Here is an 18,280-nt window from a genome sequence, read left to right on the forward strand (position 1 = left end):
CTGACATATGCAGTCTATTAAACCATTAATGGAAGAATTATATGAAATAGAATTGAATGCGTTAGAAGCGAATGATTCGTTTCCGAAACCACCTAACTGGCGATTGTCACCGCGTGCCGTTCGGACGTTTATTATTGGACAAGAAGAACCGCTTCTTTTAGAAGGAAAAGAAGTGGAAATTAGTCGTAAGTTTTATGGTAATGATGCGCTTGTGGAACGAGCAATTGTCACATTAGCAGGAAACCGAGGACTTATGTTAATCGGAGAGCCAGGAACAGCAAAGACGATGCTAAGCGAGCTGCTTTCTGCCGCAATATGCAGAAATAGCCGTAACACTGTGCAAGGAACAGCTGCTACGATGGAAGATACGATTAAGTATTCGTGGAACTATGCACTTCTTCTTGCGAAAGGGCCTGTAAGGGGGGCGCTTGTGCCAGGACCTCTCTTTGTTGGGATGGAACAAGGGATATTAACTAGATTTGAAGAATTGACTCGCTGTCCGCAGGAAGTGCAAGATTCATTGATCAGCGTTCTGAGCGATAAAGTACTAAATATTCCGGAGTTTGGGGAGCAAGGAATTCTTACAGCTAAGCCTGGATTTAATATTATTGCGACGGCTAACACACGAGATCGCGGTGTGAATGAGATGAGTAGTGCATTGAAGCGTCGTTTTAATTTTGAAACGGTGCATCCGATTAAGGATGTAAAGCTTGAAGCAAAAATAATAGAGTCACAAGTAACGCGCTTATTAGGAGCATCAGGCATCACACCCAAAGTGGATGAGACGGTTGTTCAGCTGTTAGCGACTGTTTTTCATGAACTACGGGAAGGTGTAACTGCTGAAGGAAAACGAATCGATCAGCCATCTTCTGTTATGAGTACTGCAGAAGCAGTATCGGTATATTATCAAAGCGCAATGGATGCGTATTATTATGGAAGCGGACAAGTGAAGATGGATGCGCTTGTTCGGTATTTATCGGGCACAATTGCGAAAGAAAACAAGGATGATTTAGAAAAGCTGCGCAGTTACTTTACAAGCATCGTTAGGGCGCGAGGTCAAGTAGGAGGAGAGGTATGGAAGTCGTTTTTCGAAGCTCGCAATCAGCTGAAGTAAATGCATTGTTTCAAAGAGCTTACAATTTAGATCACAATGTCGTATATGTGCCGATTCGCCATCATAGTCCTGCGTGCTCTTTTCATGTACAAAAGATCGTTAAATTCTATAAACCGGATGCGATTCTTATAGAAGGACCGATAGATTGCAACCCTCTTATTCCGCATATTGTGAGTGCAGAAAGTGAGGCTCCAATTTGTATATATTGCAGTTATGATGATAAAACGGATGTGCTTGAAAGAGGAGAAAGTGGAAAGTACCGTGCGTACTATCCCTTTCTCGACTATTCACCGGAACTTGTCGCGCTGCGGGAAGGAGCTGCGCGCAATATTCCAGTTTCATTTATTGATCTTCCTTATAAAGAATATTTGTTTGCAACGAAAAATGAGGAAGAGAATGGGAAGTATGACGAGCAATATTTCCGGCACAGTCAATATGTCCGTATGCTTTCGGAAAAAACGGGGTGCCGAAGCTTTCATGAATTTTGGGAGAAATACTTTGAGTTGCAAGGCTTTCATATGACAAGCGAGGAGTTTGTCCGTCAGCTCTTCGATTATTGTTATTATACGCGCGCGGACTATACGCAGGAGATGTTGACAGAAGACGGATGCGAAGCCAGGGAGATACACATGGCAAAGGAAATTGAAAAAGCGCGTAAAGTGTATGACAAGGTGCTCGTTATTACCGGAGGCTTTCATGTGAAAGGGCTTCTTGAATTGGAAGGGAAAAAGAAAAAGAAAAAGCTGTCCAAAAGCCCATTATCTAAAGCGTATGCCAAAAACTATCTTATGCCGTATTCCTTTTTGGAAAGCGATCAGATGCGTGGCTATGAGAGCGGTATGCCTGCACCTGCTTTTTACCAACATATTTGGGAGAACAGGGATGAAGCGGTAGCTGAGCAATTTATGATACGAATTGCTAGACAGCTAAAGGCAGAAGGAATATCAATGGCAGATAAGATTGAAGCTGCGCGAATGATACGTGAACTTGCACTGCTTCGGGGAAAGATGCAACCTGGATTGTATGAACTGATGGATGCAGTGCGTAGTGCATTTGTGAAAGGTGAGATATTCTCGGCAGATAAACCTTTAACGCTGCTTCAGAAGAGTTTGCAAGGGACGAAGCGCGGAAAATTGTCAAAAGAAGCGGATGTGCCGCCGCTCGTGCATGATTTTCGTGCTTCTGTTCGTTCGTTTCGTCTTCCGGCACGTTCTACTGTACCACAGGAGACGATTCTTGACATATACAAGAAAGAAAGGCACTTGCGTTTAAGTCAGTTCTTTCATTGCCTCGCTTTTTTAGGAGTTCCGTTTTGCGAGAAGCTGCGCGGTCCGAACCTAGCTAGAAAGCAGAATATTAATCTTATACGAGAAACTTGGAAATATCGTTTCTCAGCGCAGGTGGAAAGTGCTCTTATTGATTTATCTGTGTATGGCGGAACGGTGAGAGAAGCCGCGCAGGAAATGCTAAGAGCAAAGCTGTATAAGGCGAAAGTGCGTGCGGGAGAGGTGGCTCTTTTATTGCTAGAAGCCTACTTAAGTGGTTTGTTTTCCGATTTCGCTATGTACAATCAGTTTATAGATGAAGCAATACAGGCGGATGGAGATTTTGCTTCTATGGCAGATTGTGCTTACTATTTATCACAAATAGAAAAAGAAAATCAGCAAGCGGATCATGCTAGACATAAAGCACTTTCGTTATTTTCTGTTTTAGATGGGGGCGAACCAGCAATTACTGCGGAAAAACTTATTGATTTGTATACAATGCAGCCTGCAGACCAGCAATTTATTGAAGCACTGGAGCTTTATTTGCAAAGGGAAAAACGAGAAAGCCAAGTAGAAGGGGCAGTATTTGGGCTGTTAACTTCTTTAGGGAAGCGGAAAATCGATGAGGTAATGCAAGTGGCAGAAGGATATTTTTATGGAAGTGGCGATATGCAAAAGCAAGCTCCGATATTTTTGAATGGTTTGTTTGCTGGCGCAAAAGATATCTTCTTATATAACGAATCGCTGCTTGACGGAATGTCTCATGTTCTAGAAGAACTTGATGAAGAGACATTTTTACAAGTATTGCCGCATTTGCGCCTCTTGTTCAGTCAATTCACGCCGCTTGAGGTGGATACGATTGCTAAACAGATTGCGCGGTTATATGGAGCCACAGAAGAAGTGATAAAAGAAGAAGCAATTTCCGAAGAAGTGCTGACGTATGCAATACAGTTAGATCGCAAGGCACGGGAAATTTTAATGAGACGGGGGCTAGAAGATGGAGAATAACATTTCTTTAAATCGCTGGCGTCTTGTTCTTGGGAAACATGCAGATGACCAAATCACATTTCAGGAAGAAGACCCTGCATACAGAGCAATGGATGAGGTACTGGAGTTTTTGTACGAGAGAGAACGCGGAGAAGAACGCGGCGGGTCGTTGGATCCCTCTCAGCTAACAGTGCCGACTTGGATTTCGAAAGTGCGGGAGTTATTTCCGAAAGAAACCATTGAGATTATGGAAAATCATGCGCTAGAAAAGTATGAATTAACGGCTCTATTGCAAGATAAGCAAACGCTTGAAAAAATGGAGCCGAATATGAATTTATTAAAATGCATTTTACAATTTAAAGATTATGTAAAACCGGATGTATTAGACACAGCTAAACGTATTGTAGCGAAAGTCGCTGAGGAGTTGCGGCGTAATTTAGAGCAAGAAGTGAAGCACGCATTAAGCGGTAGACCAGATCGAAATCGTTCTAGTCGCGTTCGCACGATGCGCAACTTTGATTTTAAGAAAACGATTCGAAAGAACTTAAAGCATTTTGACAAGGAAACAAACGCCATTCATATTGAAAAACCGTACTTTTATGCTGCCACGAAGCACGTTAGCCCATGGCGTGTGATCCTCGCAGTAGACGAGAGCGGAAGTATGATTGATTCTGTTATTCATAGCGCAGTTATGGCGGGTATTTTTGCAAGCTTACCGACGATTAAGACAGATCTGTTCATCTTTGATACAGCTGTTGTTGATTTAACGGATCGTATTGACGACCCGGTGGAAACGCTTATGAGCGTACAGCTTGGGGGAGGAACATATATTGCTCAGGCGCTGCGCTACGCAACGAATAAAATCGAGATGCCTCATAAAACAATTGTCGTGCTTGTAACAGACTTATATGAAGGTGGCAGTTACAATGAAATGTACCGAGAAGCGATGAAGATTGTAGAATCAGGAGCAAAGCTGATCGTGCTAACATCTCTGGATCCGACTGCACAGCCTTTTTATGATAAACAGGCAGCTAAAAAAATGGCGGCGCTCGGTGCTCATGTAGCGGCGTTAACACCAGGGAGGTTGGCACAATGGATCGCAACAATCATTTCTTAAATGTTCTTTCCTCTATTGATGAAACATACTTAATTGCCATGTCTAACAAAGGAACATATAAGAGAGCAATGAAGGATTTGGCCGTTGTATCAAATGTCAAAATGGACGTAGAAGAGGGTGCAGCGCAAATACATCTTGATGACGGAATTACTGTAACGTTTACGGGTGATATACGCAGTTACTCTTGTAGTTGTGAAGCCCGTTCGATTTGTAAACATGTCATTATGGCTCTATTAGAAGCAAAGAAGATGTACGAAGGTGAAGAGAACATAAAAGTTGATTTCTCTGCTCTTTTGAATGTGAACGTTCGCAATATTGTCTCCGAAAAAATGTGGGCTGAAATGATGTTTCGCGAAACATTTCAGCAAAAGTTTGTTTTAGAAGAAGAGGGGGCTTTAATTGCCACTTTCCGAGAAGAGAATATAACAGTTCGCTTTCTAACAGCTGAATCGGTAGCGGCTGCGATCTGTACGTGCAAAGCAGAGGGGATATGCCGGCATAAGGCGGAAGCGGTATATTGGTATCAAAAAGAGAAGGGAATCTCGCACGAAACGAAACAGATGCATCCTCTTATCATTGCGCCGGATAAGCTATCTATTTTCAAAGAAATGATCGAGCAAATTGTTCACTTTGGATTAACACGCCTTACCGAAAATACAATCTATGAAATAGAACAACTTTCTGTAAAAGCACGTTCTTTGAAACTCGCAAAGTTAGAGAATTTATTTCGTAAGCTCGGGGCGGATATTGGGCTATATCGGATGAAGCATGCATCTTTTCAAATGGCATCTTATCGGCAAACGGTGTCCGCGATTTATGAACACATTTTGTTGTTGGAACGCCACCATCTGCAAGAGAGTCCGTTTCGTTCGGAATATTACGAAGTTCCACCACTTATTTTGCATGCTTTTGGTGCATCTGGCTGGCAAACGAAGTCTGGTTATGTTGGTGTGACGTATTATTTCTATAATCGAGAACAGGAAAAGTGGATTACATACACACAGTCGCGCCCCATGTTTTATGAAGGGAGCAGCACAACTCCTGAAGAACTCCATGAAAGGCAAGTTCCATGGGGAATTGCAGGGAAAGGATACGAACTATCTCGTTCATCTGTCCGATTGAAGCAGGCAAAACTTAACGTCGATTTTCAATTGTCATCTAGCTCACAGACAGTAGGAGAAGTGGAAGGAAAAACAAATGTGGCAGAGTGGCAATCTCTCTTTTTAACCTCATGGGAAGAACTATTAAAAAAAGTAAAAGAGCAAAGGTTAGAGGCAAATAAACAAGGAATCTTTTGTATCGAAGTTGCTGAAATAGGAGAATGGAAGTTTCAGAAGCAAGAACAAAAATGGATCATACCTCTTATCGATAAGAATGGGAAAACATTGCAAATGCAAATGATGAAACGACCAGAAAATGAGCGAATGATTCGACTTGTAAAAATATATATGGACTCGTTGCATATAAAGAGAATGCTAGTTCATCCTTATCAGGAAGGAACAAAGCTCGTTGTTACACCTATCATTTTATATACAGAAGCAGGAGAGATTATAAATACTACACTGAGTGAAGGGGGAACGTTCTATGATCGAGTTAATGCGCCTAATTGATGAATTGGAAGAAGTTCTAGATGAGATGCTTGTCTCAGGAGCAGGGACTGTCCCTCTTTCCTTTTTTCAGGATATAAAACGAGAATGCGAAAAGTATGGTCTTTCTTATGCTGCCACGCAGGTGCTTATCATAGAGGAAGAGCGAAACAAGGCCCGCTTTCTTCATAAAGAAGAAACAAACAAACTGACAGAAGCATTTTGTAAGTTGCAGGAATATATTCAAGTTATAAAGGCTGAAATGCTGCATTTATAAATAGCTGGGTTAGTAGATGAATATTGAATTTAAATAAAAAGGTTTTCGCTAGAAGTATGCTGAAGAAGAAACGAAAACGCTCGCAGTGGGGAGAAATTGTACTGATTTTCCGAAAGTACTAATAATTGCCAAAATATTAATTTGCAAGTATAATAATAGTAAGAACGATGAGTGATAAAAAGAAAAGGGCAGTGTAGGAAAGAATTTCTTCGCCTTTCACGCGGTAGGTCGCAGGTTCGAATCCTTGCCTTCCCTGATGTTTTATTAACATTAGGGGAGTAGCTCAGTTTGGTAGAGCAACATATTGAGTCTTTCCGCCTATCTCCCTTTTTTATAATTCATATTTAATAGATTTGGGCAGTGTAGAGAAGGATTTCTTCGCTTTGGGTGCCGTGTGTCATGGGTTCGAATCCCATCCTTCCCATTTTGGAAGGTAGCTCAGTGGTAGAGCAACGTAATGAGCCTTTTCGCTTATCTCCCAAATCTTTAAACATTATATATAACAGGAACAGTGTAGATAGCCCATGCTTCGTTTGCTAATATTAAGTGCTATAGATTCGATCCTAATCGATGCGGAAAGGTCCGCACCGAATTCGTACTTTTCTTTGATTCATAACACTAAGGTAGGAGTTACTTCGTCATATAGGGATTGTGTTTGTGGGATTCGATTCCTGTTTTGAATATTTCTTAAGTGTTAGGAATGAGTGAAAAAAGGCAACGTATATACGTTGCCTTTTTTATTTGTATTTCAACCAGCAGTGTCAAAAAATCTCTGGGGGTAGATCATAATGTCAAAGTTTAATCATTCTTCTCAAGGAAGCCGTCAAACATATACAAAAGAGGGCGGAAAAGCTTATAAAATGTATGATAAAGATAAATTAGTTACGATGGTATTAACATCTTTCTTTAATGAGCCAAAATTTTATGGTAATAACAGCGAAGAATTAGTTACTACTGCAAAACAAATCATGGACAGAGACCCTAAATTTGTTGCAAGTTTAGCAGTCTATGCACGTGAAGTGTTCTACATGCGTTCTGTTACACATGTATTAGCAGTGGAACTTGCAAACCACCCTGAAGGTCGTAAATATGCTCGTCAAACAGTTTCTCGTATTGCGCAGCGTCCGGATGATGTAACAGAAATAATGGCATATCAATTAGGGGTATATGGTCGGAAAAATCCAATTCCAAACTCTTTGAAAAAGGGGTTAGCAGATGCCTTTTCTACATTTGATGAATATCAATTAGCAAAATACAATCGCACAGGAAAAGACGTTACATTGAAAGATGTATTCCGTTTAGTAAGCCCATCTGCCAAAAAAGGAACAGAACGTTACGAACTTTATAAACGTTTGTTAGAAAACACACTGCAAGTACCATATACATGGGAAACACAGCTTTCTCAAAAAGGAAACAAAAAAGAAGTGTGGGAAGAATTAATTGATAGCGGAAAAGTGGGTTATATGGCCTTACTTCGTAACCTTCGCAATATCGTAAATTCAGGTGCCTCAAATATTGATACAGTATATAACATTCTTCGCGATCCTGAGCGAGTAAAAAAATCAAAACAATTACCATTTCGCTTTTTTTCAGCATATCGTGTTGTGCAAGAAAAATTACCACAAGCAGGAAGCGAATTATTAGATATATTGAATGACGCAATTGAAGCATCTGTTACAAACATGCCGAGATTATCAGGAACAACATTTATGACAGCAGATATCTCAGGATCTATGACATGTTATCCTGTTTCAAAAGATGGGAGTGTTAAATGTGCAGATATTGCTACACTAATGATGGCAATGGCACACTCCTTCTGTGATAATTCTATTACATCTGTATTCGCAACTGATTTCAAAGCGATAAATGTTTCTACCCGTTCTGGTATTTTAGAGAACATGAACACATTTTTATCAGAAGTTAATAAACATGGATATGGAACAAACTTACATCTTTCTATCAAATATTTATTAGATCACAAAATCAAAGTTGACCGCATTCTTGTCTTCTCTGATGAGCAAGTGTACGGAGATAGGTATGGAGACAATTCTTCACAAATTCTTCTTGAAACATATCGTCGTGAAATGAATCCTGATGTTTGGGTTCACTCTTTCAATTTAAATAGTTACGGTAATCAACAATTCGTAGGAGAGAAAACAAATTTAATCGGTGGCTGGAGTGAAAAATGTTTGGACTTCATTCATTATGCGGAAGAAGGAACAGGTTCCCTTATTTCAGCTATCGAAAATTATCAATAATTTTTGTTACACTCTTTTTATTTAGAAGACGGAATAATTAGGATAACGGCAGGTCTAGTTAACCATGATGCAATAAAAAAGAAACTCATAATCTTTATTTTAAGAAACCAATGATTTTCTAATGAAAGCAGGGTTACCTGGAGCTGCTCGTCCATTTCTATGATTTGAGCCGTTAGCTAATCTTGGCGAGGATAGATTAACTACAAAAGCAACTGGATAGTAACAAACAATAAATTGCCTACTGATAAGATAAAACTAGTTTATGAAATTTTAATAAAGCATGCTGTTAATTCCAGTATTAAGGAGTTTGAAAATGAAAATAAATAATAGTGAGTATGGTGGTTTTGTCGTTTCAAAAAATATTCTGGCTGGAAAACCAGTTAGATATTCATTTAGACAAGAAAGTTCTATCCCGCAATTAAATGGCTGGAATTTGTATGCTATAGATGATACTGATGACTATGTGAATCATGCAGAAAATTTTATCATCTTAAACGCGGAATCTATTTTTAAAATCGTCCCTGTAATGTTTGAGATTTTTGAAGCTCCTTTTGGAACGGATCTATGCTGGCTATATGAAGAAGGAGTTCATATTGGATTTTATGATGTAGTCGCCGATAAAGAAGTGACCATTAATGAACTTATAAAACAAAACTAGTTTTTTCATGTAGCTCTATTTTATAAGTTCTTTAGTAGATGACAAACAAGCCCCTTATAAGCCCCTTCCAACCCCCTTATAAACCCCTACCAAGTAATAAATCATTAAATAAACAAAAGAAAAAACAACTACAAGAACTACTATGAAAAAATAAAAAAGTAACATTCTAGTACTAGTAAAAATTATAAAATAAATCCACCAAATTCCTGCCTGCAATCCTATATATAGAAGGAGTAACCAATTCTATATTTACCACTAAAAAGGCGGGAGGAAGAAACATGGGAGTATACCGGAGTGTACAGGTGAATTTTTGGCAAGATGAGTTTGTACTTGATTTAACGCCAGAGGAGCGCTATTTTTATATGTATTTGCTGACATGTTCGAAGACGACACAATGCGGGATTTACTCACTGCCACTACGTTTGGTAGAGATGGAAACGGGGTATAACCGTGAAACTGTTGAGAAGTTGTTGCAAAGGTTTGTTGCGTATGGAAAGATATTATATGACGCGAAAACGAAGGAGTTATATGTTCTAAATTGGTTACGTTATAACCCTGTTACAAATACGAACATAGAAAAGTGTGTGTTACGTGAGTTAAAGACTGTGAAAAATAAAGAGTTTGTACATATGTTTCTTCAAAGATGCCTCGAGGAAGAGTTGAATATTCCGTTATTGTTAGAACATTTCGGAATGCCAGTTGAAGTATCTGATGTGATTCCGCAAGAAGTTTTTCAAGGTTGTGCACAGGATGAGAAAGTAGAAGAAGTAGAAGAAAAAGCGAATCCAGGTAGCAGTGTATTCACATTTTATGAACAAAACTTCGGTAGTTTGTCATCATATGCAGCGAAGGAATTAAGTGAATGGGTTACGGATTTGTCGGAGGAGCTTGTACTAAAGGCACTTCAGATTGCCTATGAAAATAATAAGCGGACGCTTGCTTATGTGAAGGGGATTTTACGAGATTGGCATGGGAAAGGATATACGAAGCTCAGTGAAATAGAGGAAGCAGCAGCGAAGTTTCGAAAGAAGGAGCCGTCTATTCTTTATGAGACGGAGAAGTTTTTGGAGGAGTGTGAAGAGTGGAAGAAGAATGTTCCGTCTGAGGAAGAATTACAGAAGTTCTTGCAGGAACAAGGGTGGCAGCCGTGAGTATTCAACATATCGAGGCGGAACAAATGGTGTTAGGATCTTTGCTTCTTGATGGTGAACTAATTAAGGAGTGTCACCTGATTGAGCGGTACTTTTCTATGGGTGTGTATCAAACTATATTCAATTCGATACGAAAAATAAAGGAAGACGGGCTGCAGTTAGACAAGATAATTTTACTTAAGTAGATTAACTTGCATGCTAGTTTTGGATGGAGCTTGAAGAATTAGAAAAAGGAGATCTTAAAATGATAATAAACGATGCCGTTTTTGGTGAACTTGAATATAATTACGGATGGGTAAGGTACACTACTATAACGTTTTGTGGAAAGGAAGCTAAGATAGCGTTAATGGTAGATGGCGAAGAGGAAAGTGGATTTGATAAAGAACAATATGAATCATATGATTCATTGATGGAAAATTGGGAGCAAGTGCAACAAAGTATTTTGCAACCGATTTTAGACTATTATAAACAAAAAAGGTATGAGCTTGGTTATGATATTGAATTTAATGAACATTATCCTTTAATTGAAACAACTGATCAACTTCTTAATAGGATAAGTTTAGTTGGAATTGTTGTTCCGTATGCGGGTATTTTTGAAGGTCGAGGGATCGGACTCACCTTCGACTGTACATGGGATATGGAAAATGGTTTAGGTCTTCTTCTTATAAATGAAAAGGTAACCGAAGTGGGCTATCAGGATGTTGCGATTTGAATAGGGTGAAGTAATATAAAGATAGCTTAGAGTTTTCTTTTAAAATATGAAATTGATGAAGAAAAGAAGACGCTCAATTATATTATGTGTAAAGAGTTTTAATTTAAATTTAAATTTAAATTTAAATTTAAATGAAGCATGAGGTGAATGAATTGTTTACAAAAGATACATACATTAGCTCGGTAAAAGAAAATCTTGAAAAAAATTCAGAAAGGTTGATTCATAATATAAGGGAAATTCTTAATTTTAATTATTACAGTAAAATAGAGTTAGTAGATTTTATGATTTTTATCGGATCGTTTGACCTTTCTATCATGATGTTTTCTATGAATAGAGAAGCAAGTGAGGTTTTTTACGAAGGAAACGATAGCAGTGTTTTTGCAGGAAGTCATGAATTACTCGAACGTATATCATACTATAACCTTTCTTATGATAAATCAGACGAGTTCTGGGAGTTTTATGAAGAAAACGATGAGATCATATCGGAAGATGAGGAAAAAATCATTGTGGAATGGTTTATTGATTGCTGGAATAAAGCAAATGGAGGAAGTATAAAATTACCTGCCTATTGTGGTTTTCATGATGCTAATCAATCATTTGACTTGCAGAAAAATATATGGGTTTCTGATGAGGAAAAGTGGTGGGATTAATACGCAAAAGATAACGGCTTGTTTTTTAGAGTATCACAGAATAGAGAAAAATGATTTTTACTGAAAGAGGATATGTCTAACGAACTTATGCCGATGATACACAATCAAAAAGAGATGGTGAAAATAATTTACCAAGGAGTGGAACTACGGTGGAGATTGAAGTGATTCATGAAAAATTATCATTAGAAGAGTTAGAAGCTTTTGAGGAAAAACATCAGTTGCGATTACCGAAATATTATAGAGAGTTTTTATTAAAATATAATGGAGGCTATCCAAAGGCAAGTATGTATAAAATCTCTGATGATGCAGGAGAAAGTGTATTAAATATTTTCTATGGAATTGGGAGTATGTATGATAATTTGGATAAAATAATAGATTTTTTTGATGATCTTTTAGATATGGGATTTATACCAATTGCAGATGATCCTGGCGGTAACCAAATATGTTTGGGGATCAATGAGGAATACTGTGAAAAAATCTTTCATTGGGCTCATGATGAAGAGCACGACGGTATGAAAAATATGTATTTTTTAGCCAATAATATAAATGAATTTCTTGATTATTTATATGAGGAGTAAAGTTAAACAGTTATATAGCCTTCAGGGGAATAGAATAAAAATTCATGTGTATAAAGGGGAATTCAAAGAATGATTCATTATGGAGAGCTGTATTATGACCATTATAGTAAATACCTAGGTGAGCCAATCGACCGGGAAGTATTTAAAAATGGTGAGGACATGCCGAGTATACAAATTTTGAAATATGAAAATGTATTTGAAGAATGTCTTGTTTTTCATACACTTGGGTTTAGTAGATATGAAGAAATAGTAGGGGATAATGTTGAAGTTTCCATGGTAGTTGATGGGGCATTTCGTAGTGTAGGATATATTTTGGCAAATGCTTTATTTTATTGTATAGCGAATCGAATAGAAATAGGTCGTGGAACAGCAATTAGTGGCATTGAAAGTATTGATAAGTCTTTTGTTCGAAAATACAATAAAAGTGCAGTTTACTTTACTGAACCGTTCGCTTTCCCAGAGGAATACAGCTATGTACTGACTGGAAATGCAGAAAAGGATGGTAAAGTGTTGCTGGCATTTTTTATTTCGGAGTCGGAATATGAATATTTTCTAAAATACGGAACAGAGAAATTTGAGGAATTATTAGAAGAGAATCATGTGGATCCTTTTCATGTTAGCAGGGAGTCTATAAATTGAGGATTAGCTAGTCCCGATAAAGGTCTATTATGGTTTAAACGAAATAGTACATATCATAGAAAAGATAAATTAAAAAACCGAAACATCACCTCGCCAAAAGAATAAAAGGGGAGTATAAGATGAATGAAAAAGTAACAGTATGGATTGGGAATTTTGAGAGTAATGATGAGTTTGAAAACTATACGAATATTAAATATACAGAAGATGGGGATAGTATACCTTCTATATTCGAACAACATTTGATGGAATAATAGAATTTTAATTGGAGGAGGGATAGTTAAGTTGGTTACTGTGAATGTAGTGGTGCTTCATGATTCGAATTCTAATAAGTATCTGCCTTTGATTAGAAAGAAAACGTCTAAATCGATAAGTGAAATCAAACAAAATATGAAAACAGAAAAGCCTGTAATGGAATGTAATTATGATGATGCAGATCAATTGAGATCTTTAGTGAAATGTGCTGAGGAATTACTTTCAATGGGAGCAAGTATAAAAATTTATGAAGAGGAAGAATGGATTACACTTGAGATGGTAAAAAATTTAATTGGGACAATAGAAGGGATTGCAAAAGACAGGGAAGTAATTGATGATGTAATATTTGGGAATGATTTCGATGAATAGTAGTCCCAAAATAAATAAAAACTAGCAAATTTCATTTTGCTAGTTTTTATTTGTCTTTATTAAATGAACGAAATAAATATCCTCCGTTAGGTCAATTAGTTGACGTGAATGGTGAGAAAATGCATGTGTATACAAAGGGTGAAGGTGAAAATACTATTGTCTTATTAAGTGGTGCGGGTACGGCAGCACCCGCATTGGATTATGAACCTTTAATGAATGAAATATCAAAGAATAATAGAATAGTAGTGATAGAGACATTTGGATATGGCTGGAGTGCTATTACAAATAAGGAACGAACAGTTGAAAACATCGTAGAGGAAATAAGAGACGCACTTAAAAAAGCCCATATAGAAGGGCCATACATATTAATGCCTCATTCCGTTTCTGGCATTTACAGCATGTATTATGCTAATAAATACCCTGATGAAATTGAGGCAATCATAGGTATTGATTGTACTTTTCCGCAAGTGGTGGAGTATTTTAATGAACCTGCTCCAACCATGCCCCGGTATTTGAGCGTTTTATCCCCGACTGGAATTGCAAGGCTAGCAGTAAATATGAATCCAGAGAAGTACCTTCCCATTACGGATAAAGGAACTTATTCTGATGATAATTTAAAGATGATTAAGAGCATTTCTGCCTGGAATCTAGCTAATAAAAATATAGTTTCTGAAGTAAATGAAATGAAACATAATATCGATAAAACGATTAATATGTCATTTCCTTCAGAGATTCCTGTCATGATATTTACTGATAAAGATGCCAGAGTGACGGAAGATGGGAAAACAATTGTATCTTTTTATCAAACGCAAATAAGCCATTTACCTTCTAATAAGCTCGTTGTATTAGAAGGTCATCACTACCTACATTGGTCTCGTTATAAGGAAATGAGTGAAACCGTTAATGATTTTATAGATGCATTTTAATGAATAGAATGCTTAAGTATTTTAAATATGATCAAACTTTTTTATAAAAACTAAACTTAAATGTGCTGGATAATAAGCCACTTTGGTCAGACTTTTTTCATAATGGCTTCTTTTTATGCAGCATAAAATGTAGGTTTGCGAGGTATTTTTGATCAATCTTTTTATAAAAGCTACACCTATGTATTTAAGGATTTTAAAGGGTTTTATATATTTTAGTATTTTCATCACGATATTGAATTTCCGTGCAGCCATAAACATAATAATAATGGTCTAAAGGGATAAAATCCGAATCACAATCACTTAGACCGTATAAATATATGTTTCCATCATCATCAAGTAACCTAAAACGATAATAGTCAATTAAACAAGTACATTGAATCCTATATAAAAGAAACAGGAATAAAACGTGAGGATGAAAATAGATTTCAAGAAGAGACAATATAATAGGGGAACCGTCAGGAAAATGCGGATTTACAACGCTAAGCCGATTGTCCTGACGAATGTGAAGAGTTGTAAGGAACTACCACAGTAATGGTATTTCATTTTTAAATCAATGATTAAAGGAAGGGATAAAAGGATGAAAACAAAAGGAAAAAGGATTGCTTATTGGACGGTCACATTACTACTCGCAGCAGCTATTATGTTAAGTGGTATCGGGCAACTGATGCAATATGGGGGAAACGTCGAGTTAGTGACGAATCTTGGTTACCCATTATACATCTTGACCATTCTCGGAATTTGGAAAGTGCTTGGAGTCATCGCTCTCGTTGTGCCAGGTTTTCCTCGGCTTAAAGAATGGGCTCACGCTGGTATCTTCTTTTTAATGACTGGTGCGGCTTTATCTCATGCATTTGCTAACGATTATGGTGATTACGGGTTTCATATTATCCTTCCGCTTTCATATGCTGCACTCAATTTCGCTTCATGGGCGTTGAGACCACAAAGCCGCATCTTCTACACCAATAAACGAGGCATTGAGCCAAATTGTTAATCAAATCTCTCAAACAAGAAATTAAAGTTTTATATAAAAGAACTAGGAGGCTTTATTTTCAAAAGAATGCGAAATAATGTAGGTGGACTAATTACTAGTGTAAGAGAAGATAATAAGCTTATTTGCATCTGTGTTTTTCTTTTTGGTATTCCATTAAAGGGTGCGATTGTGGAACAACATAGGTAGAAATGATCAAACTTTATTTCAAAATTACACCGAGTTAAATCGTCAATTAAGTCCCTCAGGACTTAATAAAATTCCTATTGAAGTTTCTAATTGACTACAAAGTTGAGTCAGAGAAGTAGTAGCGATTTGCTGATTTAACCATACACACAAAGATAAAAAATGGTGCCCATGGCATTTACGTTTTCGTTTCATTTCGACCACTTCTATGGCTAATTGATTAAGTGTAGCAGGAGACATATATCGATATAACTCTTCGGAAAATAAAGACAACTCTTGTTTTTGATGTATATTCATAAAAAGCACGTCCCCCTTTCTCATTAACATAAGAGAATAGTAACGTGCGTTTAACTTCAAAATTAGTCTAAATCCTTAAGTTGATGGATGTGGAGATACCTCTAAAAGGGATTTATTATTAGATCAATAATTTTTTTGGGGTATCAAGTTCTGAATAAGAAGCTAGGCTTCTGTTATACCGTCTATATTGAAAACTAATTATTCTCTTCCTGAGATAAATTCGTATCGACTTCCTTAAAAATGATGTGATCAGGAACTGCTGCAGAAATAAATTTAGTATAGTTCGAGGAATCATTTTTAATTTCGTTATTATTTTCACAAGGTTTACAATCCATCGACATAACCTCCCTTTTTTCAAATATATATTATATTGCTGCCTTTACATTTTTGTAAGGATGATCTAGTTTATAGAAAGACATTTTGATATTGGTTGGAGAAAGGCTCTGAAATTTTTAATGACCAGTAAACAAGGATTATTTTTTCCTATTCACAACAACAGTCATATTTCTTTTAATCTGGGGTTGTTATGGTAAAAAAAACATCAGGATTATCCCGTTGAATAGCGCCTTGAATAATAACATTACGATTATCACCCCAAGAGTGAAGTAAGCAGTTCCCGGGACCAGCAATAATTTGATTGTAATCCCCCATATAACAATTGGCAGTATCAGGGCTTGGATTCGTAACCGGCACTGGAGAAAATGCAGTACTTACCATTTTCTCTTTACTTAATCCATTACAAAGAGAAAAGCTTTTCAAAAATATCGCAAATGTCCCATCACCTATACCGGCAAGAGTGCCTCCACGGTCATTAAAACGATTATACTGAATATGGGCTCCATTTTTATTAACTGCAACGGACGGGAAGAATGGAAAAGTTCTAGTATTTGAAGTAACATTCACTCTATTCCAAGTATTTCCTTTGTCTGTACTATAAGCTAAAAAGATATCAATAAAGGTCGTATCTCCAACCACTCTGCCAGCGTTCCATACGGCATATAAAGTGCCATCTGGTCCAATCGCTGCATGAGGGAATTCATTCATACGAATCCTTCTGGTGTTATCAACACCGATAGATGGGCGGCCACAAAGTGCTGTATCAGTTGCGGCTGCAGCAAATGGAGTTGAAACTGCCACGTTAATTGGGAAAGTATTCCCACCGTCAGTTGATTTAACCATACGAATGGTCCTGTTTGGCTGCCCCAAAGTATTAAATGCCGATATTTCTTCATAAAAGACATAGATACCTCCGAGATCATCAACGACCACAAAAGACCCTTGAATAAAATTAGTGCCACCAGTGACAATAATCTGATCTGTAATAATTGGAGTTAAGTTGACACCAGTAGTATATTTTGAAAAGCGAATATTAGGGCTCGGAGTAGCAGTGAAATCAGTCCACGTAATATATAGTGCTTCATTCCCTGGATTATCAGCATCGGGACCTACTGTAATCCAATCCTTATCTTGATTAATATTCGCAGAAGGGTTTTGCCCGCGTCCAACGACTTGAGGCGCATTCATTGTGATTGTTTCGTTCGGAGTAATGGTTCCTGTTGAAACACTGATAACACCTTGTATAACACTCCCAATAGTTTCTATTCCGATTTGACCATAATAGAAAACACCATTTCTATCAACAGCTATAACAGGATCACCGGAATTCAAACCCCCTGGATTTACCGGAAGAGAACCACCATCAGTCCAGGTATTACCTAAATCATTGGAAAAAGCAAAGCCTGAAAAACTAAAAGTCCCCAGTCCTCCTGTACCAGCATTACTATCATTAAATCCATAAAGTATAAAATCTTTAAAATGGGCAATGCTTGTCTCACTTTGGGTGATTCGAGGAAAATTAGTTACATCATTTGCCGGATTATTAACCTGTCTCTCTAGTAGTATAGAACAAGCGTCATCATGTTTCTTATCACTACAATCGGAATCTTTTTTTTCATGACAATCATCTTCCCTATTTTCGATTGTATCTGTACATTTACTTTTATATTTATAACTTTTGTACTTGTTTCCTTTATAGTACATAACTTCCCCACCTTTTTTAGTTATTCATTGGTTCTGAAATCATGCTTGAATTTATTGTGGTTTTGAGGTCGCATTCTTTTTGGACAAGAACCAATGTACTTCTATCATATGGTTATTACAAAAAAAGGAATGGGCTTCTATTCTTCTTCATTAGCACATTTTTAATAGAATCCAAGAGTTGTTAGATTGCTGATAATCCTCGATTATGTCAACGAAGAAAGGAGATTGGG

18 protein-coding genes and 2 pseudogenes are annotated in these 18,280 nt (G+C 37.3%); 17 read left to right on the forward strand and 3 right to left on the reverse strand.

Features of this window, described 5'->3' with window-relative positions; all coding sequences use genetic code 11:
* Positions 1 to 7 precede the first annotated feature (7 nt).
* From BPMYX0001_RS13615 to BPMYX0001_RS13690, 17 genes and pseudogenes are all read left to right on the forward strand, one after another.
* Positions 8 to 1,114, forward strand: a complete 1,107-nt coding sequence (locus tag BPMYX0001_RS13615; RefSeq protein WP_006095383.1) for an ATP-binding protein — start codon at positions 8 to 10, stop codon at positions 1,112 to 1,114.
* A complete protein-coding gene (locus BPMYX0001_RS13620; protein ID WP_033798985.1) occupies positions 1,075 to 3,387 on the forward strand; it encodes a DUF5682 family protein in 2,313 nt (770 codons plus the stop codon). Before BPMYX0001_RS13615 ends, BPMYX0001_RS13620 begins: the two co-directional genes overlap by 40 nt.
* Positions 3,377 to 4,483 carry a VWA domain-containing protein gene (locus BPMYX0001_RS13625; RefSeq protein WP_033798986.1) on the forward strand — a complete coding sequence of 369 codons (1,107 nt, stop codon included), beginning with the start codon at positions 3,377 to 3,379 and terminating at the stop codon, positions 4,481 to 4,483. Before BPMYX0001_RS13620 ends, BPMYX0001_RS13625 begins: the two co-directional genes overlap by 11 nt.
* Positions 4,459 to 6,093 carry an SWIM zinc finger family protein gene (locus BPMYX0001_RS13630; protein ID WP_033798987.1) on the forward strand — a complete coding sequence of 545 codons (1,635 nt, stop codon included), beginning with the start codon at positions 4,459 to 4,461 and terminating at the stop codon, positions 6,091 to 6,093. Before BPMYX0001_RS13625 ends, BPMYX0001_RS13630 begins: the two co-directional genes overlap by 25 nt.
* Positions 6,068 to 6,346, forward strand: coding sequence for a hypothetical protein (locus tag BPMYX0001_RS13635; RefSeq protein ID WP_018766753.1), 279 nt, complete (start codon positions 6,068 to 6,070; stop codon positions 6,344 to 6,346). Before BPMYX0001_RS13630 ends, BPMYX0001_RS13635 begins: the two co-directional genes overlap by 26 nt.
* A gap of 788 nt (positions 6,347 to 7,134) precedes the next feature.
* Positions 7,135 to 8,604, forward strand: a complete 1,470-nt coding sequence (locus BPMYX0001_RS13640; RefSeq protein WP_006095388.1) for a TROVE domain-containing protein — start codon at positions 7,135 to 7,137, stop codon at positions 8,602 to 8,604.
* A gap of 313 nt (positions 8,605 to 8,917) precedes the next feature.
* Positions 8,918 to 9,262, forward strand: a complete 345-nt coding sequence (locus BPMYX0001_RS13645) for an immunity protein Imm33 domain-containing protein (RefSeq protein ID WP_033798988.1) — start codon at positions 8,918 to 8,920, stop codon at positions 9,260 to 9,262.
* Positions 9,263 to 9,540: 278 nt separating this feature from the next.
* On the forward strand, positions 9,541 to 10,413 hold the full coding sequence (locus tag BPMYX0001_RS13650; protein WP_006095390.1) for a DnaD domain-containing protein: 873 nt from the start codon (positions 9,541 to 9,543) through the stop codon (positions 10,411 to 10,413).
* Positions 10,410 to 10,598 carry a DnaB-like helicase N-terminal domain-containing protein gene (locus BPMYX0001_RS13655; RefSeq protein ID WP_033798989.1) on the forward strand — a complete coding sequence of 63 codons (189 nt, stop codon included), beginning with the start codon at positions 10,410 to 10,412 and terminating at the stop codon, positions 10,596 to 10,598. Before BPMYX0001_RS13650 ends, BPMYX0001_RS13655 begins: the two co-directional genes overlap by 4 nt.
* Before the next feature lie 59 nt (positions 10,599 to 10,657).
* Entirely contained in the window at positions 10,658 to 11,125 is a 468-nt protein-coding gene (locus BPMYX0001_RS13660; protein ID WP_033798990.1) for a DUF6985 domain-containing protein, read from the forward strand.
* Positions 11,126 to 11,268: 143 nt separating this feature from the next.
* Positions 11,269 to 11,775, forward strand: a complete 507-nt coding sequence (locus BPMYX0001_RS13665) for a hypothetical protein (RefSeq protein ID WP_240516999.1) — start codon at positions 11,269 to 11,271, stop codon at positions 11,773 to 11,775.
* 149 nt (positions 11,776 to 11,924) lie between these two features.
* Positions 11,925 to 12,353 (forward strand): SMI1/KNR4 family protein, encoded by a 429-nt coding sequence (locus BPMYX0001_RS13670; RefSeq protein WP_006095393.1) that lies wholly within the window; start codon positions 11,925 to 11,927, stop codon positions 12,351 to 12,353.
* Between the two features lie 69 nt (positions 12,354 to 12,422).
* Positions 12,423 to 12,992 (forward strand): suppressor of fused domain protein, encoded by a 570-nt coding sequence (locus tag BPMYX0001_RS13675; protein WP_003202662.1) that lies wholly within the window; start codon positions 12,423 to 12,425, stop codon positions 12,990 to 12,992.
* Positions 12,993 to 13,111: 119 nt separating this feature from the next.
* A pseudogene (locus BPMYX0001_RS30885) lies at positions 13,112 to 13,228 on the forward strand (immunity 22 family protein); the annotation flags it as partial.
* A gap of 55 nt (positions 13,229 to 13,283) precedes the next feature.
* Entirely contained in the window at positions 13,284 to 13,613 is a 330-nt protein-coding gene (locus BPMYX0001_RS13680) for a hypothetical protein (RefSeq protein WP_240517004.1), read from the forward strand.
* Between the two features lie 119 nt (positions 13,614 to 13,732).
* Entirely contained in the window at positions 13,733 to 14,539 is an 807-nt protein-coding gene (locus tag BPMYX0001_RS13685) for an alpha/beta fold hydrolase (protein WP_244268583.1), read from the forward strand.
* A gap of 553 nt (positions 14,540 to 15,092) precedes the next feature.
* A complete protein-coding gene (locus BPMYX0001_RS13690; RefSeq protein ID WP_006095397.1) occupies positions 15,093 to 15,530 on the forward strand; it encodes a DoxX family protein in 438 nt (145 codons plus the stop codon).
* A 231-nt stretch (positions 15,531 to 15,761) separates the two neighbouring features.
* Here BPMYX0001_RS13690 and BPMYX0001_RS13695 read toward each other — a convergent pair.
* The 3 genes and pseudogenes from BPMYX0001_RS13695 to BPMYX0001_RS13700 form a co-directional block, all read right to left on the reverse strand.
* Positions 15,762 to 16,010 (reverse strand): annotated as a pseudogene (locus tag BPMYX0001_RS13695) (IS4 family transposase); the annotation flags it as partial.
* Positions 16,011 to 16,204: 194 nt separating this feature from the next.
* A complete protein-coding gene (locus BPMYX0001_RS33120) occupies positions 16,205 to 16,345 on the reverse strand; it encodes a hypothetical protein (protein WP_006095400.1) in 141 nt (46 codons plus the stop codon).
* A gap of 175 nt (positions 16,346 to 16,520) precedes the next feature.
* The gene (locus tag BPMYX0001_RS13700; RefSeq protein ID WP_006095401.1) at positions 16,521 to 18,050 is read right to left on the reverse strand and encodes a sialidase family protein; all 1,530 of its coding nucleotides are present in this window, start codon (positions 18,048 to 18,050) and stop codon (positions 16,521 to 16,523) included.
* Positions 18,051 to 18,280 lie beyond the last annotated feature (230 nt).

It is taken from the genome of Bacillus pseudomycoides DSM 12442 (assembly GCF_000161455.1).
GTDB classification, from domain to species: Bacteria; Bacillota; Bacilli; order Bacillales; family Bacillaceae_G; genus Bacillus_A; species Bacillus_A pseudomycoides.

Bases quoted from the DNA above. Each gene is read 5' to 3' on its own strand.
- BPMYX0001_RS13635 (WP_018766753.1), top strand. From the start codon at position 6,068: ATGATCGAGTTAATGCGCCTAATTGATGAATTGGAAGAAGTTCTAGAT.
- BPMYX0001_RS13675 (WP_003202662.1), top strand. From the start codon at position 12,423: ATGATTCATTATGGAGAGCTGTATTATGACCATTATAGTAAATACCTA.
- BPMYX0001_RS13645 (WP_033798988.1), top strand. From the start codon at position 8,918: ATGAAAATAAATAATAGTGAGTATGGTGGTTTTGTCGTTTCAAAAAAT.
- BPMYX0001_RS33120 (WP_006095400.1), bottom strand. From the start codon at position 16,345: ATGGATTGTAAACCTTGTGAAAATAATAACGAAATTAAAAATGATTCC.
- BPMYX0001_RS13660 (WP_033798990.1), top strand. From the start codon at position 10,658: ATGATAATAAACGATGCCGTTTTTGGTGAACTTGAATATAATTACGGA.
- BPMYX0001_RS13640 (WP_006095388.1), top strand. From the start codon at position 7,135: ATGTCAAAGTTTAATCATTCTTCTCAAGGAAGCCGTCAAACATATACA.
- BPMYX0001_RS13615 (WP_006095383.1), top strand. From the start codon at position 8: ATGCAGTCTATTAAACCATTAATGGAAGAATTATATGAAATAGAATTG.
- BPMYX0001_RS13650 (WP_006095390.1), top strand. From the start codon at position 9,541: ATGGGAGTATACCGGAGTGTACAGGTGAATTTTTGGCAAGATGAGTTT.
- BPMYX0001_RS13620 (WP_033798985.1), top strand. From the start codon at position 1,075: ATGGAAGTCGTTTTTCGAAGCTCGCAATCAGCTGAAGTAAATGCATTG.
- BPMYX0001_RS13700 (WP_006095401.1), bottom strand. From the start codon at position 18,050: ATGTACTATAAAGGAAACAAGTACAAAAGTTATAAATATAAAAGTAAA.
- BPMYX0001_RS13690 (WP_006095397.1), top strand. From the start codon at position 15,093: ATGATTAAAGGAAGGGATAAAAGGATGAAAACAAAAGGAAAAAGGATT.
- BPMYX0001_RS13630 (WP_033798987.1), top strand. From the start codon at position 4,459: ATGGATCGCAACAATCATTTCTTAAATGTTCTTTCCTCTATTGATGAA.
- BPMYX0001_RS13685 (WP_244268583.1), top strand. From the start codon at position 13,733: ATGCATGTGTATACAAAGGGTGAAGGTGAAAATACTATTGTCTTATTA.
- BPMYX0001_RS13625 (WP_033798986.1), top strand. From the start codon at position 3,377: ATGGAGAATAACATTTCTTTAAATCGCTGGCGTCTTGTTCTTGGGAAA.